The sequence below is a fragment of the Halalkalicoccus sp. NIPERK01 genome (assembly GCF_030287405.1).
Taxonomy (GTDB): Archaea; Halobacteriota; Halobacteria; order Halobacteriales; family Halalkalicoccaceae; genus Halalkalicoccus.
Genome location: NZ_JASVVV010000004.1, coordinates 285,944 through 302,989, shown reverse-complemented (window position 1 = coordinate 302,989; position 17,046 = coordinate 285,944). Strand labels below are relative to the sequence as shown.

Here is a 17,046-nt window from a genome sequence, read left to right as displayed (position 1 = left end):
GTATGGCGTTCGGATTCGAGAACGGTCTAATCCGACCGAACGTGTTCTTTTATCGGCAGCGGATCGGAATTCGACCGGCGAGACAGCGTCTGACACACGTATCGTCTATCGGTATCGGGAGAAATAAAACCGGAGAACGATCGTTACGAAAATCCTATAACCCGAGCGGGAGACGGTTGTGGCATGCCGCGGAGAGTGTATTCATGAGTACGGTAGAGCGCGATCCGGAGACGCGCGTACAGGTCCTCGCCGACGACGGGTCGGTCCTCGAGGACGCGGCGGTGCCCGACATCGGCGACGAGGAGGTGGTCGAGATCTACCGCCAGATGCGTCTGGCCCGCCATTTCGACCAGCGGGCGGTGAGCCTCCAGCGCCAGGGGCGGATGGGGACCTATCCTCCCTTATCGGGTCAGGAGGGCGCACAGGTCGCGAGCGCACACGCGCTCGACGAGTCCGACTGGCTGTTTCCGAGCTACCGGGAACACGGCGCCGGCCTCGTGCGTGGCCTCTCGCTGGAGCGGACCCTGCTCTACTGGATGGGCCACGAGGACGGCAACGCCATCCCCGAGGAGGCCAACATCTTCACCGTCGCGGTCCCGATCGCCTCCCAGATCCCCCACGCCGTCGGCTACGCGTGGGCCGCGAAGCTCAAAGGCGAGGAGACGGCCGCGATCTGTTACTTCGGGGACGGGGCCACGAGCGAGGGCGACTTCCACGAGGGGCTGAACTTCGCGGGGGTGTTCGACACGCCCAACGTCTTCTTCTGTAACAACAACCAGTGGGCGATCTCGGTCCCCAGGGAGCGCCAGACGGCGAGCGAGACGCTGGCGGTGAAGGCGAGCGCCTACGGCTTCGAGGGCGTGCAGGTGGACGGGATGGACCCCCTCGCGGTGTACAAGGTCACCCGCGACGCGGTCGAGAAGGCGAAATCACCCGGCGAGGGCGAACGCAGGCCGACCCTGATCGAGGCGGTGCAGTACCGTTTTGGCGCGCACACGACCGCCGACGACCCCTCGGTGTACCGGGAGGAGGGCGAGGTCGAGCAGTGGAAGAAGAAGGACCCGATCCCGCGACTGGAGACGTTCCTGCTCGAGAACGGCTATCTCGATGCGGAGGGAGTCGACGCGATCGAGGCCGAAGTCAAAGAGGAGGTCGCGGACGCGATCGACGCCGCCGAGTCGGTCGAGCGACCCGACCCCGAGGAGATGTTCGCGGACGTCTACGCGGAGATGCCCGGACGGCTGGAGGAACAGTTGGCATGGTTCCGGGAGATCCGCGAGACACACGGCGACGCGGCACTGTTGGAGGACCACTGAATGAGCGAGACACAGAACCTGACGCTGGTACAGGCGGTGAGAGACGGACTGGCGACGGAGATGCGCGCCGACGACGACGTGCTGGTGATGGGCGAGGACGTCGGCAAGAACGGCGGGGTCTTCCGCGCGACCGAGGGGCTCTTCGACGAGTTCGGCGAGGACCGAGTGATCGATACTCCCTTAGCGGAATCGGGGATCGTCGGCACCGCAATCGGGATGGCCGCCTACGGGCTGAAACCCGTCCCCGAGATCCAGTTCTCGGGGTTCATGTACCCCGCGTTCGACCAGATCGTCTCGCACATGGGCCGCCTCCGGACGCGCTCGCGCGGGCGGTACACCTGTCCGATGACCCTCCGTGCGCCCTACGGCGGCGGGATCCGCGCGCCCGAACACCACTCCGAGTCGAAGGAGGCCTTCTACGTCCACGAACCCGGCCTCAAGGTGGTGGTCCCAAGCACGCCGTACGACACGAAGGGCCTGCTCACGAGCGCGATCCGCGACCCCGACCCCGTCGTGTTCCTCGAGCCCAAACTCATCTACCGGGCATTCAGGGAAGAGGTCCCCGACGAGTCCTACGAGGTGCCCCTCGGCGAGGCGGCGGTTCGGCGCGAAGGCTCGGACGTCTCGGTGTTCACGTGGGGCGCGATGACCCGAGCGACCCTCGACGCCGCCGAGAATCTGGAGGGGGAGATCGACGTCGAGGTGGTCGATCTACGCACCCTCTCGCCGCTCGACGAGGAGGCGATCGTCGAGTCGTTCAGGAAGACCGGACGCGCCGCGGTGGTCCACGAAGCGCCCAAAACAGCGGGATTGGGTGCGGAGATCGCCGCCACGATTCAGGAGGAGGCGCTGGTCTATCAGGAAGCGCCCGTCAAGCGCATCACCGGGTTCGACACACCGTTTCCCCTGTACGCGCTCGAGGACTACTACCTGCCCGAGTCCACCCGCATCGAGGAGGGCATCAGGGAGGCCATCGAGTTCTGATGGTCCGCGAGTTCAAACTGCCCGACGTGGGCGAGGGCGTCGCGGAGGGTGAGATCGTCCGGTGGCTGGTCTCGGAGGGCGACGAGGTCACGGAAGACCAGCCCGTCGCGGAGGTCGAAACCGACAAAGCAGTGGTCGAAGTGCCCTCGCCAGTCAACGGATCGGTAAAGGAGATCCGCGCCGACGAGGGCGAGGTCGTCCCCGTCGGGACCGTCATCATCACCTTCGCGGTCGAGGGCGAGGACGGAGAAGAGACGACCGGGAGCGCCGACACCGAGGAGCCGACGGCGTCCCAAGAGCAGGTGGGCGAGGAGCCCGCGGACATCGGCGACGGGGAGAGCGACGAAGTCGAAACGCCCGCAGGACGGACTTTCGCCCCGCCGAACGTCCGCCGACTCGCCCGCGAACTCGGCGTCGACATCGCGAGCGTCTCCGGGTCGGGACCGGGCGGCCGGATCACCGAACGCGACGTGCGCGAGGCCGCGGAAGGGGGAGACGAGACGGACGCGGAGGGACCGAAACGGCTCGACGAGGGACTCAAGTCGGCCACGCGAAAAGCCGGCGAGGACGAGTCGGGCGGCGAGCCGGCATCCGGCACCGCCGACCTCGAAGCCGCCGACCGCGAGCGGACGCTGGCCGCGCCCGCGACCCGAAGGCTCGCCGAGGAGGAGGGGATCGACCTGAACCGGGTGCCCGCGAGCGAGGAACGCGACGGCGAGGCGTTCGTCACGCCGGAGGCCGTGCGAGAATACGCCGAGGCCCAACGGGCGGCGCAGGTCGCCGACGCCGAGGCGGTCGCCGCCGAGGAGCCGAGCGAACGCGAGGAGCGCGAGGAGCGCGTCCCCTACCGCGGGATCCGCCGGACGATCGGCCGACAGATGGCGAACTCGAAGTTCACCGCGCCCCACGTCACCCACCACGACACCGCCGAGGTGGAGGGGCTGGTCGGGACGCGTGCGGACCTCAGAGCCCGCGCCGAGGAGCGGGGCGTTCGCCTGACCTACGTGCCGTTCGTGATGAAGGCGCTGGTCGCCGCCCTGCGCGAGTTCCCCGAGATGAACGCCGCCCTCGACGAGGAGGCAGAGGAGATCGTCGTCAAGCGCTACTACAACGTCGGGATCGCCGTCGCCACCGACGCCGGACTGATGGTGCCGGTGGTGAGAAACGTCGACGAGAAGGGGATCCTGCAACTCGCCTCGGAGGTCAACGAACTGGCCCAGAAGGCCCGCGAGCGCTCGATAACCCGGGAGGAGATGCAGGGCGGGACGTTCACGATCACGAACTTCGGGGCGATCGGCGGCGAGTACGCCACCCCGATCATCAACCACCCCGAGGTCGCCATCCTGGGGCTGGGCGAACTGGCCGAGCGGCCGGTGGTCGAGGACGGATCGGTGGAAGCCGCCCACACGCTGCCGCTGTCGCTGTCGATCGACCACCGCGTGATCGACGGCGCGGATGCCGCGGCGTTCGCGAACCGCGTGATAGAGTACCTGGAGAACCCAACGCTGCTACTGCTGGAGTAACACAACAATGGTCGTCGGAGACATCGCAACTGGCACGGACGTACTGGTGATCGGCGCGGGCCCTGGCGGGTACGTGGCCGCCATCCGGGCGGGACAGCTCGATCTGGACGTGACCCTCGTCGAGAAGGACGCGTATGGCGGGACCTGCCTGAACCACGGCTGCATCCCCTCGAAGGCGCTCATCACGGCAACGGGGGTCGCCCACGAGGCCGGAAACGCAGAGGGGATGGGCATCCACGCCGACCCCGCCATCGACATGGGCGGGATGATGGAGTGGAAAGAGGGCGTCGTCTCCCAACTGACGGGCGGCGTCGAGAAGCTGTGTAAGGCGAACGGCGTGAACCTCGTCGAAGGGCGTGCGGAGTTCGACGGCGAGAACAGGGCACGGGTCGCTCACGGCGGCGACGGCCAAGGGTCGGAATCGATCGAGTTCGAACACGCGATCGTCGCGACGGGTTCGAGACCGATCGAGATCCCCGGCTTCGAGTTCGACGGCGAGCACGTCCTGAGCTCCCGGGACGCCCTCTCGCTGGAGTCGGTCCCCGACTCACTCGTGATCGTCGGCGCGGGCTACATCGGGATGGAATTAGCAGGTGTGTTCGCGAAGCTCGGCACCGACGTGACAGTAGTAGAAATGCTCGAGGAGGCGCTGACGGGCTACGCCGACGACCTCGCGAAACCCGTCGTCGACACCATGGAGGACCTCGGCGTGGAGATCCGCCTCGGCGAGGCCGCAAGCGGGTGGGAGGAGACGGGGAACGGGATGAGCGTCACCACCGAAACGGAGGACGGAGAGGAGACCAGCTACGCCTGCGAGAAGGCGCTCGTGGCCGTCGGTCGCCAGCCGGTGACGGACACCCTCAATCTGGAGGCCATCGGGCTCGAACCCGACGAGGGCGGCTTCCTTGCGACCGACGACCGCGCGCGGACGGATCTCGAGCACGTCTTCGCGGTCGGCGACGTCGCCGGCGAGCCGATGCTCGCCCACAAGGGAATGAAAGAGGGACAGGTCGCCGCGGAGGTGATCGCGGGCGAGCCGAGCGCGCTGGACTACCAGGCGGTACCGGCGGCCGTCTTTACCGAGCCCGAGATCGGAACGGTGGGAATGACCGAGACCGAAGCCGAAGAAGCGGGCTTCGAACCCGCGGTCGGCCAGATGCCGTTTCGCGCCAGCGGGCGGGCGCTCACGACGGGCCACACCGACGGGTTCGTCCGGGTCGTCGCCGACGCCGAGAGCGGGTTCGTCCTCGGGGGCCAGATCGTCGGCCCCGAGGCCTCCGAGTTGATCGCCGAGGTCGGGCTGGCGATCGAACTCGGAGCGACCCTCGAGGACGTGGCGGCGACGATCCACACCCATCCGACGCTCTCGGAGGCGGTCCACGAGGCCGCCGAGAACGCGCTGGGCCACGCGATCCACACGCTCAACCGGTAGTCCGGAGAACCGTCACGAGCCACCCGCTCGCTCGTCGGCCGCCGCGTCGGGATGGCCGACCCCGGTCGGCCCGCCGATCGTGATCGTGTTCGAAACGAGGTTCGTCGTGGCTCGCCGCAGCCGCTGGGAGAGGGCGGCATCGGAGATCCCGAGCGCGTCGCTGACCTCCTCTGCGGTCGCCCCCCGCGGGACGTCGAAGTAGCCCATCTCGAGGGCCGTAACGAGCGCCTGGCGTTGCCCGGTGGTCAGGCTCCACTGGCTGGTACGCGGCCCGTCCTCGCGGTGCACCTGCGAGATATGGAGCCTGACGTCGGTGGCGGCGCACGCGTCGTGGAACGCCGACGCGGCCGCCTTGGAATCGAACCGGAGTTTGACCTCCCACTCGCCGTCCCGACCGGACGCCTGAAGCACCGCCGAGGGCTCGTCCACGATCGCCTCCACCGCGGCCCCGACTCCCCCGTGTCGGTTCCAATGAACCCGGTAGAGGATCTCGTGATCGAACGCCGCGAGTCGTTCGACGGCGCGAACGGTGGGGTCGCCCTCGGCGTGGACCTCGAAGTCCACGTCCGTGTGGTTCCGGACCCAGAGGTACGGGAAGAGGTCGCTGTCCGAGAGGACGAACGGCTCGGCCTCGTACACCAGATCGGGTCCCCGTGCCATCGTCTCGGCCAGGAGGAACCGATCCGCGGGTATTCGGGTCTGGACGATGGTGCTCTCGTTCATAGTGACCTAGAGGTTGGAGGCCCTGCGAGATAGCCCTGTGGTACCGGATACCGAGTGGGGGACCATCGGCCCGGATTCGGTGGATTCGGATCGGCGCCGGTAGAGGAGGGAGAACACGAGCGGCTGGATGGCCGCGAGCGCGAGCCGATCCCGAGAGCCCACGTCTCGGGCAGTGGTCTTTCGGCGGGAGGGAACCGACGCCCCTGGCGGTCGTATCGGTCTATCGCCGGTGGACGTTCAGCGACTGCATCCAGAGGTTCGAACTCCCGACGCCGGGAACGTCGGGCAGAAAGCCCGCGAAGTCGGCCGTATCGACCGGCCACTGTTCGATCCGGTACGAGCGGACGAGCGTCGGCGCCTCGAGGTAGATGCGTTCTGCGACCTCGCGGACGAGTTCGTTTCGCCGCTCCCGGTCGGGTTCGGCGCGGGCCGCGGCGATGGCGTCGTCGGCCCCCGCCGACCCGTCGAGCCCGTAGCCCGCGGCGTTGTACGCGAAGGTGGACCCCGACCCCTCGGCGTGGGCGTTGTCGCTGTGAAAGAGGTCGTACAGCGAGGTCCCGTGTGGCGAGAGGGCGGACCAGTCCCCCGGATAGACGTCGAAGTCGGCGTCGAGGTACGCCCGGTCGGCGATCGAGTTCGCGGGGAGGACCGCCAGTTCGGTCGGGACGCCCAATCGGCGGAGGGACCGAACGTAGCCCCGGGTGAACTCGAGGACCCGCGGGCGCTCGTCGGCCGGCGGGGCGAGCACCGTGAGGGGGCCGTCGTGGACCTCCTCGACGGTCCGTCCGTCGACGTACAGTTCGCGGTCGATCCCGTTCTCCTCGAGGACGTCCGACCGGACCTCCTCGAACGTGTAGTCGTAGGCCGCCTCGGTCCGGGCGGTCTCGCCGAAGTCGCTCAGGCTGCCGGGGTACTCGCGTCCGGCGTAGGTGCCCCCGGAACCGGAGACGACCGCGCCGCGTTCGAGAAAACCGCGGACGGCCTCGACGTCGAGGCCGCCGCCCTCGGCCTCGCGGAACCACAGCGCCCGGGTCGCGCCGGGGGCCGCCTCGTCGGGGCGTTGCTGGACGGACTCGCCGACCGCCGTCTCGGGACGGAGGTGCTCGAACGCCGGCGGGACGACGACGCTCCCGGGGACGGCGTAGCCCAGCGCGATCTCGTCGACCCACTGGCGGCGGTCCATCGCCATGCTCAGGGCCTGTCTGAACGCCTGGTCGTCGAGGGGCGGCCGCCGCAGGTTGAGGGTGTAGTGGGCGTAGCCGTCGTCGCGCCCCTCGACCAGGCCGAGTTCCTCGCGGTCGTGGATCTCGCGGGCCCGCGTGGCGTCGAACGCGCTCGCGTACATCGCGTCGATCCCGCCGTTCAGGAGCTCCCGGTGGGCCGCGGCGTCGGTCTCGAGGACCCGAAACCGGATCGAATCGAGGTAGGGGCCGCCCGCCAGCAGCAGGTCGTGGTCCTCGACCCACCCCTGGGCGGCGAGCGGCCACTCCGCTTCGAGGGCGACCGCGAGTTCCGTACCGGAACCGGCGGCGAGTCGGCCCGGGCCGAGGCCGACCGGTTCCTCGGGGTCGTGGGCAGCGTGGTCCTCGACGTCGTGCCAGACGTGTTCGGGCAGCAACCGAAGCGAGAGCTGTTCGACCTCGTAGGAGCCGACGACGCGGTCGAGCGCGAGCGTGAGGTCGTGCTCGCCGTTTGCCTCCCGGACCGACTCGATGGGGTCGACCGCGGCGAAGAACCGCTCAGGCCCCCGGTCGACGTAGTACTCGTAGGTGAAGCGGACGTCCTCGACGGTCAGGGGCTCGCCGTCGGTCCACCGGAGGTCCTCGCGGACGCTGAAGTCCACCTCCATTCCGCCGTCGGTCTCCCGGGCGGTCCAGTCGGTGAAGACCCACGGCATCGCCTCGAACCCCACGGGTTCGACGACGACGCCCGGCTGGTAGAGCAGGTCGAGCAGCGCGTTCGTGTGGGCCGAACTCGCCGTCAGCGGGTTCAGCGCCTCGGGTTCGCCCGGCAGCCCGACCGCGAACTCGCCGCCCGGTTCGATCTCCGCGGCCTCGCCCTCCTCGGGCCGTCGTTGGTCCTCGTCGCCGCTGAGACAGCCCGCGAGCGGGAGCGCCAGCCCCGCCGTCGCCGTCAGCAGCGAGCGCCGCGTCGCGTCGGTGAACTCCGCCATACCCACGAGGCCGTGCCCCACCGACGTAAGCGCTCGGACGGGGGCCGCCACCCGAGGCCTTTTGGCGCTGACCGCGAAACCCGCTCCCGATGAGAGCAGTCACGCTGGGACCGGCCGGGACGTACTCACACCGGGCGGCGGGCGCCGTCGCCGGGGACGTCGAGTTCCGCGAATCGGTCACGGGGATCGTCGAGGCGGTCGCGACCGGCCGGGCGGACCGGGGCGTGATCCCCATCGAGAACAGCATCGAGGGCAGCGTCACCGAGAGCCTCGACGCGCTCGCCGAGTACGAGGTCGGCGTCGTCCGGGAGATCGTCACGCCGATCCGCCACGCGCTGCTCGCCCAGGACGGGGAGTTCTCGACCGTCGCGAGCCACTCGCAGGCGCTCGCGCAGTGCCGGGAGTTCCTCGACCGGGAGTACCCCGACGCCGACCTCGAACCGGTCGCGAGCACCGCCCGCGGGGTCGAACTCGCCCGCGAGGACCCCACGGTCGCGGCGATCGGCCACCCCGAGAATTCGAGCAACGGAACCGAACTGCGGATCCTCGCCGAGGACATCCAGGACCGGGACTCGAACGCCACGCGCTTTCTCGTCGTCGCGCCGCCCGCCGAGCGCACCGCGGCGGGCGGGAAGTCCTCCTTTATCGTCTACCCGAGCATGAACTACCCCGGGCTCCTGCTCGAACTGCTCGAGGCGTTCGCCGACGAGGACATCAACCTCTCGCGGATCGAATCGCGCCCCAGCGGCGAGCGCCTCGGGGACTACCTCTTTCACATCGACTGCGAGGCGGGCATGTACGAGGGACGGACCGAGCGGGCGTTCGAGCGCATCGAGTCGATCGCACAGAAGGGGTGGGCGCGCTGGCTCGGGTCGTACGACACCGAACACGTCCTGTACTGATCGAACCGAACGACGAGTTCGGATCGTGGTAGCACGCCTCATAGAATCGGGCGTCTGAAAGTACTAGATACTAGTAGCGTGCGATCGTTGGTGGGGGTGATGTCCCACGACTGCGGGTGCGAGCGGGACGCACCCACAAGGGGCGAACCCGCCCGCGAGCGCAGCACGATCAGCAAGCGCGGTCGGACCAGCCGGCGGACCGTGCTGGGCGCGGCGGCCGCCGGCCTCGCGGGGTCGGCGCTCGCGGGACGCGGGGCGGCGGACGGGGACGAGGATACGGTCACCATCGTCCACGACCTCCACACCCACAGCGGGATCGGCCGACTCGACGGGCCGAACATCGCCCGCTACCGGACGGTCATCGACGAGCAACTCGCCGCCCACGACGACGCCGTCTTCCTCACCAGCGGCGACGAACTGGGCTCCTCGCCGGTCTCGTTTTTCACGAAGGGGACCCACAACGTGGCGTTCATGAACGAACTCAACATCGCCGCCGCGGGCGTGGGCAACCACGACTTCGACTACGGCGTCGAGACCGCGACCGAGCGCTTCGAGTCCAGCGAGTTCCCCTGGATCAACTCCGCGCTGTTCACCCCGGAGGGCGATCCCATCCCGGGCACCGAGCGCTGGATCACGATCGATGTCGGCGACGTCACCCTCGGCGTGTTCAACGTCGTCGTCCGCGGATTCCACAACATCACCAACTACCCCGAGGAGTACGAGGCGCGCGACCCCGTCGAGACCGCGAAGGAGATGGTCGAGTGTCTCGAAGCCGAGGGCGCGGACGTGATCGTGCTGGCCTCGCACGTCGCCCACGACACCCACTACGAGATCGCCGAGGCGGTCGACGGCCTCGATGCGATCTTCGGCTCGCACTCGCACATCACGTTCGACGAGGCCGAGATCCACCACGGGACGGTCATCAGCGAGATCGGCTACGCCTACGCCCACCTGGGCGTGATGACGCTGGATTCGGCGGGCGACCTCGTCGAGTGGGAGCGCATCGACCTCGACGAGAGCGTCGAACCCGACCCCGCGTTCGACGCCCGGATGCGCGTCCAGTACGCCGACCTCCACGAGGAACTCTCCCGCGAGGTCGGCGAGACGGCGGTCGAACTCGACGCCTCGGGGACGACCAGCAACGGCCGCGAGAGCCGCCTTGGCAACCTCATCACCGACGCGATCCGCGAGACGATGGACACCGAGATCGCCCTCCAGACCGCCGGCCGAATCAGGACGGACAACACCTACGGGCCGGGGACGTTGACGGCGCACGACGTCCTGCGGATCATGCCCTTTACCGACACGCTGGTCGCCTTCGAGGCGACCGGCGAGGAGGTCCGCTCGGCCCTCGAGGGCCGGATCGACTACCTCCCCGAGGACCCCTTCGGCGCGCGCCAGCGCCAGCAGGTCGGCGGGCTGAGCTACGAGTGGAGCGGCCACGAGGAGGCCTCGGTCGGCGAGGTCTACGTGGCGGGCGAGGAACTCGACCCCGAGGGGACCTACACCGTCGGAACGACGGGCTACGTCAAGGACACCGCGCTGGGCTACGAGTCGTTCCGGGACAACGACGTCCTTCGAGAGACCGACTCGGGGCTCGGACCCGCCGTCATGGAGTACGTCGAGCGCCGGGGTCGGGTCGCCCCGCGGATCGAGAACCGCATCCTCCGGGTCGACGCCGAGGTCGGCGCGGCGACCGACCGCTCGCTGGTCGACGACGAGTTCGTCGTCCGGTTCCCGATCCCCGATCGGGCCAAGTCGATCCACGGGGGGAGCTTCTACGCGCTGACCCCCGGGGGCGATCGCTACGACGCCCGGCGGGCCGAGCGCGACGGCGACGAGGTGGCGGTCGCGTTCGACCGCGAGGGCTGGGGGGCGTTCGCGCGGGCCGGCGAGGGGGGGTCGATCCGGGTGTTCGGCGGGTTCGATCCCGACGACGCGGCCTACGACTACCGCGACGCCGAGGGCGACCTGCGCGGGTTGCCGGTCACGGACGCGGTCGACGGGTTCGTCATGAAGGGGCTGCTCGGCGACTCGGGGTAGCACCCGCCGACGGCCGAACGGATCACTACCGATCCGATCGGGAGGATCGAGGGAGAGTCGACAGACACAAAACGGCCTCCCGTATTAACCCCAACCATGCCATCTCATGCCTCCTATCCTCAACTCGACGGTCCCCTCTTCGAGATGGTCCAGCAGGAGGGCGTCTTCCCCGACTCGAAGACGCTCGTCGACTGCGTGCCCGCCACCGACCCCGACGTGATCGACGACCGGTTCCGTCGGGGCGATTTCGACCTCGAACGGTTCGTCAGGAACCACTTCGTCCTCCCCGAGGACCCCGTCACGGGGGGCGACCCCACGACGGTCTCGATGGAGTGGTACATCGACGAGCTGTGGGACCACCTGATCCGCGATCCGGTCCAGACGCGCGCTGGCGAGACGATCCTCGAACTCCCGCACCGGAGCGTGATCCCCGGCGGACGCTTCCGGGAGATCTACTACTGGGACAGCTACTTCGCCGCCGAGGGGCTCGCGGTCACGGGTCGGTTCGACCTGATAGCGGAACTCGCCGCGAACTTCGCGTCGCTGATCGAGCGCTTCGGCTTCGTTCCGAACGGCGGGCGGATCTACTACACCAGCCGGTCGAACCCGCCGCTGTTCCACCGGGTGCTCGACCTGCTCGCGCACAGGCGCGGTCCCGAGGCAGTCGTCGAACATCTCCCTGCGCTCGAACGCGAGTACGACTTCTGGATGGACGGCGCCGCCGAGGTCGGTGCGGGCGACGCCCACCGCCGGGTCGTCGGCGTCGAAGGGGGCGTCCTCAACCGCTACTGGGACGACGACCCGAGCCCTCGCGTCGAGTCCTACCGCGAGGACGTCGAACTCGCCGCGGTCGCGGACCGGGAGCCCGAGGAGCTGTACCGCGACGTGCGGGCGGCCTGCGAGTCGGGCTGGGACTTCAGCAGCCGCTGGTTCGCCGGCGGGGGGATGGAGACGATCCGCACCACGGGGCTGGTCCCCGTCGACCTGAACGCCTTCCTCTACGGGATGGAGTACTCGCTGGCGGGCTGGCACGAGCGGGCCGGCGACGCCGACCGGGCGGAGGAGTACCGCGAGCGCGCGATGGAACGCCGGGCGCTGGTCGATCGGTACTGCTGGGACGCCGAGGCGGGGTTCTACTTCGATCACGCCTGGGCCGAGGGCGAGCAAAGCGACGCGTGGACGCTCGCGGCCGCGGTGCCGCTGTTCACCGGGATGGCGAGCGCCGAGCAGGCCGCCGAGGTCGCCGAAATCCTCGAAGATCGGTTCCTCCGACCGGGCGGCCTCGTGACGACGCTCACCGAGTCGGGCGAGCAGTGGGACGCCCCGAACGGCTGGGCCCCCCTTCAGTGGATGGCGGTCGTCGGGCTGGCGGGCTACGGCCACGAGGAACTGGCGACACGGATCGCGGGCCGGTGGCTCGACCTCAACCGCGCGGTGTTCGACCGGACGGGCCAGATGCTCGAGAAGTACGACGTGACCGGCGGCACCGGCGAGGGACTGGGCGGCGAGTACCCGCTTCAGTACGGCTTCGGCTGGACCAACGGCGTCGCGCTCGCGCTGCCGCGGCTGTTTTACTGATACGAACGGGTGTGACCGGTCTCACGGCTCATAGGGGTCATCGTAGCCAGCCGGAGACACGGCGCGTCTCGAACCGGGGCCGGTGTTCGATTCGTGGAGAGAAAATCGCTGAACGTCTACGATAACGCCTATCAGACGAGCAGTTCCCAGAGATACGTCGTCGAGCCGGCCCCGCAGTGACAGCCCGACACCCGGACCAGCGTGCCGGCCGCCCCGCCCGCGAGGAGGGTGCCGAACGCCGTCCCGAGCCGGGAGCCGACGGCCGCGAGGAGCACGCCGGCCACGAGCAGCGCCGCAGACAGCCCCGTGAGGTAGAGCCAGCTCTGACCGATCCCGACCGACGCGAGGACCACGAGGGGGTCCGCCCCGGCGACTTCGAGGGGGAGACGGCTCGGCAGGACCGTCGGCCGATACAGCGGGCCGCGGATCGGCGTCCGGTAGACGAGAGCACCGAGCGCGAGGGCGAACCCCACGAGCGCGAGCACCGGCCCGGCGCTTTCGAGGGCGGGTCGCGGGAGGGATCGGGAGTGGCTCACGCCGCCTCGACCTCCTGCCAGCCGATCTGCCAGTTGGCGAACAGCCGCACCAGCGCCGAGCAGACCGCCCCGAGCAGGCCGATGGTGACGATGCCGACGATGATCACCGGATAGGAGCCGCTGGTGTACGCGGACCACGTCAGGAAGCCCAGCCCGGTGCCGCCGGCGACCATCTCGGCGGCGATCAGGTTGACCCACGCCAGGCCCATCCCGACGATCATGCCGGCGTGGATCGCGGGCAGGGCGCTCGGGTAGATCACGTGTCTGAACGTCTGGAACGGGGTCGCGCCGAGCGACTGGGCCGCCCGCGAGAACTCGATTTCGACGCCGCGTGCGCCCTGGATCGTGTTCAGCAGGATGGGGAAGAAGGCCCCCAGGAAGGTGATGAACATGATCGAGAGCTCCGCCGCCGGGAGGACGAGGATCGTAAACGGGATCCACGCGATCGGCGGGATCGGGCGCAGCATCTCGAGGGCGGGGAACGTCAGGTCCGCAAAGACGGTGTAGCGGCCGATCGCGAGCCCCAGCGGGATCGCGACCGCGGCCGCGACGACGAACGACGCGAGCACGCGGATCGTGCTGCGGACCGTCGAGATCCAGAAGTCCGCGCGGTAGAGTTCGGCGGCGAACGCCGTCGTCACCTCCAGCGGTGTCGGCAGTCCCGGCGCGATCCCGAACCGACCGAGCGCGAACCAGAGGACCGGGACCGCGAGGATCGAGGCCGCCCGGACGAGGCGTTGGCGAGCCCTCATCTGGCCCCTTCCTCCTGTTCGAGCGCGCGCTGGGCCTCCTCGCGGATCACGGAGAGGGCGCGCTCGCGCAGTTCGGTGAAGCGCTCGGTCGTGACGACCTCGGGGTCGCGCGGGCGGTCGAGGTCGACGTCGATGACGTCCTTGACCCCGCCGGGCCGGGCGGTCATGACGACCACACGGTCCGCGAGGAGAATGGCCTCCTCGACGTCGTGGGTGATGAACAGCACCGTCCGGTTGTCGCGCTCCCAGACCTCGATCAGCTTCTTCTGCATGATCTCCTTCGTGAGGGCGTCGAGTGCGCTGAACGGCTCGTCCATCAACATGATGTCGGGGTCGTTCGCGAGCAGGCGCGCGAGCTCCGCGCGCTGTTGCATGCCTCCGGAGAGCCCCGAGGGGTAGGCGTCCTCGAACCCGTCGAGGCCCATCTCGTCGAGGATCGCCCGGGCGCGGCCCTCCTCGACGCCGTCGCGCATCCGCGGGCCGAACTCGACGTTCTCCTGGACGGTCTTCCACGGGAACAGGCGGTTCTCCTGAAAGACGACCCCCCGCTTGGGGTCGGGGCCGGAAACCGGATCGCCGTCGACGATCACCTCGCCCTCGGTGGGGTCGAGGTAGCCCGCGATGCAGTTCATCACGGTGCTCTTGCCACAGCCCGACGGGCCGAGCAGCGCGACGAACTCCTCGGCCCCGATGTGGAGGTCCATGTCGTCGACCGCGACGACGTTCTCGCCCTCGGGGTCGTAGACCTTCGTCAGGTTCTCGATGTCGATCGCGCCGGTCGCGCCGGGAGTCGATTCCGTTTCGGCCGTCCGTTCTCTCGTGGTCCGTGATTGGTTGCTCATGGTAGTGGTGTAGTCAGTCGATCTCCTGCCAGCGGGTGAGTCGGTGGCCGATGCGGTGGACGGCGGCGGCCGAGACGTAGCCCAGCGCGCCGATGGCGATCATGCCGACCGCGACGGTCGGCGTGTCGAGCAGCCGGTAGGCCTGGAAGATGATGTAGCCGATGCCGACGCCGCCCGCGATCATCTCGGCGGCGACGACCGTGATCCAGGCCAGACCCACGCCCAGCGAGACGCCCGTGACTATCGAGGGCATCGTCGCGGGGACGATCACGTGCCTGAAGGTCTGCCGGGAACCGGCGCCCAGGCTGGCGGCGGCCTGGACGTACTCCCGTTCGACCGTCTCGACGCCCTCGATGGTGTTGACGAGGATCGGGAAGAACGCCCCGACGAAGACGACGAAGATCACGCCGCTTCGGAACGTCGGCAGCAGCAACAGCGCGATCGGCACCCAGGCGACCGGCGGCACCGGTCGAAACACTTCGAGCGCCGGGAACAGCGCGTCCTCCCAGCGCCGGCTCGTCCCGATGAGCAGCCCCAGCGGGATGGCGCTCGCCATCGCGAGCAGGACCGCGAGGACGACCCGGAACGCCGAGTAGGCGGCGTGTTCGTAGATCGTCTCCCCGCCCTGGGTCATCGACGCCCCGGCCAGCGCCTCCGTGAGCGTCCGGAGGGCCGTCTCGGGGCCGACGAACTTGTCGAACCCGAGGAAGCCGACGCGGACGGCCACGGACCAGGCGACGAAGAACAGCACCACCGACAGCGCCTGGAGGAGCCGTCTGGGGGGCGTCGGGAGGTCCTCGCCCCCGAAGCGGCGCTGGAGGCGGTCGATCGTGCTCGTACTCATCGTTCCGCCTCCCGGAGCGGGTTCCACTCGACCTCGTCTTCGAGTTCCGCGACCGCCTCGTGCAGGACGTCCGCCCGGTAGCGCGCCTCGGGCGGGACCCCCGAGATCACCTCCTGGTTCTCGTAGAGGAACTCGGGGGCCTCCTCGCGCATCAGGCGGTCGGCCTCGTCGACGGCCTCGTAGTCGGTGTAGAACAGCATCCGCTCAACGTCGGGGTTGACGTCGATGTTCTCGTAGAGCACCCCGTGGAGCGTCTCTCGGTCGTAGTCACGGAGCTGGCCCTCCTGTGAGATCAGGTCGACCGTCCGCTCGGGGTCGGTCGCCATGATCCGTTTGGCCTCGAGTTCGGCCTTGAGCCAGCCCTTCGCGGCCTCGGGGTGTTCCTCGACCAGCGAGTCCAGCATGAGGAGTCCGGCGGCGTCGTTCGCGTCGTACTCCGCGCCGGTAAAGAGGTATCGCGCGTCGTTCTCCTGGATGACGGAGCGCGCGGGCGAGGGCTCCCAGCCGGCCCCGGCCGGGAGGTTCCCCTCCCGGATGTTGGTCACGACCGTCTGCATCCCCTGGTCCGAGAGTTCGACGTCGATGCCCTCCTCCTGGATCGCTTCGAGCAGGAAGCGGTGCGTGCAGGTCCCGGTGGTGACGCCGATCTCGCCGCCGTCGAGGCCCTGCGGGTCCTCGATGTCGCCGTCGGCGGGAACGAAACAGAGGTTACACTGCTGGCCCCGCGAGAAGCCCGCGAGCGCGACGAGGTCGATCGCCGTCTCCTCGTTGGCGATCGCGGTGATCGTCGGCATGTCGCCGGTGTAGCCGATGTCGTTCTGCTCGGAGATCATCTTGTTTCCGATCACCGCGCCCTGGAGGGCGACCTCCCAACTCGCGACCGAGTAGCGATCGGGGAGGTACTTCTCCCAGAGGTCGGCGTGGCGGATCACCAGCGCCGACCACGACTCGGTGTAGAAGGGCTGGTAGCCGACGATGAGCGATTCCTCGTCGAAGCCCGCGGCCGCCCCGCCGAAGACCCGGCTCTCGGTACAGCCCGCGAGCAGCCCCGCGGCGCTCGCACCGGCGGTCGCCAACGCCCCTCGGCGGGTGGTCGTTCGTCTCGTTGCTCGTCCGTCGTCACTCATAGGTGATCGCGTTCATAGTCAGTCGCCGCCAGCAAGTCGTTCACAGCGCGGTTTCCATCGTCCGAACCGATGAGATGTATTATTCGTCGGCGGGATTCACCTAACGTTTTTCCTTCGAACAGAGAACGGTTAGGCCGGAGAATGCAAGGCCGTTAACCGTGAACCGGTTGGCGTCACCGATACGGCGGCTATGAAGGGAGGTTTCGTGGACAACGGTCGTCGTCCGGTCGTCGATCGGTCGGACGCGAACTCCCGATCGGACGACGTCCTC

The 17,046-nt window shown here is 69.0% G+C and carries 14 protein-coding genes; 7 read left to right on the top strand and 7 right to left on the bottom strand.

Annotated features, from left to right (window positions below):
* The first annotated feature begins 203 nt into the window (after positions 1-203).
* Genes pdhA through lpdA form a run of 4 tightly spaced genes read left to right on the top strand, consistent with a single transcriptional unit; the run spans position 204 to position 5,255 of the window.
* Complete coding sequence (pdhA, locus tag QRT08_RS13770; RefSeq protein WP_286046541.1) at positions 204-1,316, top strand: pyruvate dehydrogenase (acetyl-transferring) E1 component subunit alpha; 1,113 nt, start codon at positions 204-206, stop codon at positions 1,314-1,316.
* Complete coding sequence (locus QRT08_RS13765) at positions 1,317-2,300, top strand: alpha-ketoacid dehydrogenase subunit beta (protein WP_286046540.1); 984 nt, start codon at positions 1,317-1,319, stop codon at positions 2,298-2,300.
* Positions 2,300-3,823 (top strand): 2-oxo acid dehydrogenase subunit E2, encoded by a 1,524-nt coding sequence (locus QRT08_RS13760; RefSeq protein ID WP_286046539.1) that lies wholly within the window; start codon positions 2,300-2,302, stop codon positions 3,821-3,823. Before QRT08_RS13765 ends, QRT08_RS13760 begins: the two co-directional genes overlap by 1 nt.
* 7 nt (positions 3,824-3,830) lie before the next feature.
* Positions 3,831-5,255: a dihydrolipoyl dehydrogenase gene (lpdA, locus tag QRT08_RS13755; RefSeq protein WP_286046538.1), complete on the top strand. Its 1,425-nt coding sequence runs from the start codon at positions 3,831-3,833 to the stop codon at positions 5,253-5,255.
* 12 nt (positions 5,256-5,267) lie between these two features.
* Here the strand turns inward: lpdA and QRT08_RS13750 are convergent, their stop codons facing one another.
* Complete coding sequence (locus tag QRT08_RS13750) at positions 5,268-5,978, bottom strand: helix-turn-helix domain-containing protein (RefSeq protein ID WP_286046537.1); 711 nt, start codon at positions 5,976-5,978, stop codon at positions 5,268-5,270.
* 220 nt (positions 5,979-6,198) lie between these two features.
* Positions 6,199-8,151: an ABC transporter substrate-binding protein gene (locus QRT08_RS13745; protein WP_286046536.1), complete on the bottom strand. Its 1,953-nt coding sequence runs from the start codon at positions 8,149-8,151 to the stop codon at positions 6,199-6,201.
* Positions 8,152-8,240: 89 nt separating this feature from the next.
* Here QRT08_RS13745 and pheA point away from each other — a divergent pair, with 89 nt between their 5' ends.
* From pheA to treF, 3 genes are all read left to right on the top strand, one after another.
* Positions 8,241-9,053, top strand: a complete 813-nt coding sequence (gene pheA, locus QRT08_RS13740; RefSeq protein WP_286046535.1) for a prephenate dehydratase — start codon at positions 8,241-8,243, stop codon at positions 9,051-9,053.
* 99 nt (positions 9,054-9,152) lie between these two features.
* Positions 9,153-11,096 (top strand): bifunctional metallophosphatase/5'-nucleotidase, encoded by a 1,944-nt coding sequence (locus tag QRT08_RS13735; RefSeq protein WP_286046534.1) that lies wholly within the window; start codon positions 9,153-9,155, stop codon positions 11,094-11,096.
* A gap of 96 nt (positions 11,097-11,192) precedes the next feature.
* Positions 11,193-12,674: an alpha,alpha-trehalase TreF gene (treF, locus tag QRT08_RS13730; protein WP_286046532.1), complete on the top strand. Its 1,482-nt coding sequence runs from the start codon at positions 11,193-11,195 to the stop codon at positions 12,672-12,674.
* A 131-nt stretch (positions 12,675-12,805) separates the two neighbouring features.
* Here the strand turns inward: treF and QRT08_RS13725 are convergent, their stop codons facing one another.
* Genes QRT08_RS13725 through QRT08_RS13705 form a run of 5 tightly spaced genes read right to left on the bottom strand, consistent with a single transcriptional unit; the run spans position 12,806 to position 16,775 of the window.
* On the bottom strand, positions 12,806-13,210 hold the full coding sequence (locus tag QRT08_RS13725; protein ID WP_286046531.1) for a hypothetical protein: 405 nt from the start codon (positions 13,208-13,210) through the stop codon (positions 12,806-12,808).
* Complete coding sequence (locus tag QRT08_RS13720) at positions 13,207-13,962, bottom strand: ABC transporter permease (RefSeq protein ID WP_286046530.1); 756 nt, start codon at positions 13,960-13,962, stop codon at positions 13,207-13,209. Before QRT08_RS13720 ends, QRT08_RS13725 begins: the two co-directional genes overlap by 4 nt.
* Entirely contained in the window at positions 13,959-14,804 is an 846-nt protein-coding gene (locus QRT08_RS13715; protein ID WP_286046529.1) for an ABC transporter ATP-binding protein, read from the bottom strand. Before QRT08_RS13715 ends, QRT08_RS13720 begins: the two co-directional genes overlap by 4 nt.
* A 13-nt stretch (positions 14,805-14,817) precedes the next feature.
* The gene (locus QRT08_RS13710; RefSeq protein WP_286046528.1) at positions 14,818-15,648 is read right to left on the bottom strand and encodes an ABC transporter permease; all 831 of its coding nucleotides are present in this window, start codon (positions 15,646-15,648) and stop codon (positions 14,818-14,820) included.
* The gene (locus QRT08_RS13705; RefSeq protein ID WP_286046527.1) at positions 15,645-16,775 is read right to left on the bottom strand and encodes an ABC transporter substrate-binding protein; all 1,131 of its coding nucleotides are present in this window, start codon (positions 16,773-16,775) and stop codon (positions 15,645-15,647) included. Before QRT08_RS13705 ends, QRT08_RS13710 begins: the two co-directional genes overlap by 4 nt.
* Between the last annotated feature and the right edge of the window lie 271 nt (positions 16,776-17,046).

Excerpts from the sequence above, each read along its gene's own strand:
- lpdA (WP_286046538.1), top strand. The coding sequence starts at position 3,831 with ATGGTCGTCGGAGACATCGCAACTGGCACGGACGTACTGGTGATCGGC.
- QRT08_RS13750 (WP_286046537.1), bottom strand. The coding sequence starts at position 5,978 with ATGAACGAGAGCACCATCGTCCAGACCCGAATACCCGCGGATCGGTTC.
- QRT08_RS13735 (WP_286046534.1), top strand. The coding sequence starts at position 9,153 with ATGTCCCACGACTGCGGGTGCGAGCGGGACGCACCCACAAGGGGCGAA.
- QRT08_RS13760 (WP_286046539.1), top strand. The coding sequence starts at position 2,300 with ATGGTCCGCGAGTTCAAACTGCCCGACGTGGGCGAGGGCGTCGCGGAG.
- pdhA (WP_286046541.1), top strand. The coding sequence starts at position 204 with ATGAGTACGGTAGAGCGCGATCCGGAGACGCGCGTACAGGTCCTCGCC.
- QRT08_RS13720 (WP_286046530.1), bottom strand. The coding sequence starts at position 13,962 with ATGAGGGCTCGCCAACGCCTCGTCCGGGCGGCCTCGATCCTCGCGGTC.
- pheA (WP_286046535.1), top strand. The coding sequence starts at position 8,241 with ATGAGAGCAGTCACGCTGGGACCGGCCGGGACGTACTCACACCGGGCG.
- QRT08_RS13765 (WP_286046540.1), top strand. The coding sequence starts at position 1,317 with ATGAGCGAGACACAGAACCTGACGCTGGTACAGGCGGTGAGAGACGGA.
- treF (WP_286046532.1), top strand. The coding sequence starts at position 11,193 with ATGCCATCTCATGCCTCCTATCCTCAACTCGACGGTCCCCTCTTCGAG.
- QRT08_RS13705 (WP_286046527.1), bottom strand. The coding sequence starts at position 16,775 with ATGAGTGACGACGGACGAGCAACGAGACGAACGACCACCCGCCGAGGG.
- QRT08_RS13710 (WP_286046528.1), bottom strand. The coding sequence starts at position 15,648 with ATGAGTACGAGCACGATCGACCGCCTCCAGCGCCGCTTCGGGGGCGAG.
- QRT08_RS13715 (WP_286046529.1), bottom strand. The coding sequence starts at position 14,804 with ATGAGCAACCAATCACGGACCACGAGAGAACGGACGGCCGAAACGGAA.
- QRT08_RS13745 (WP_286046536.1), bottom strand. The coding sequence starts at position 8,151 with ATGGCGGAGTTCACCGACGCGACGCGGCGCTCGCTGCTGACGGCGACG.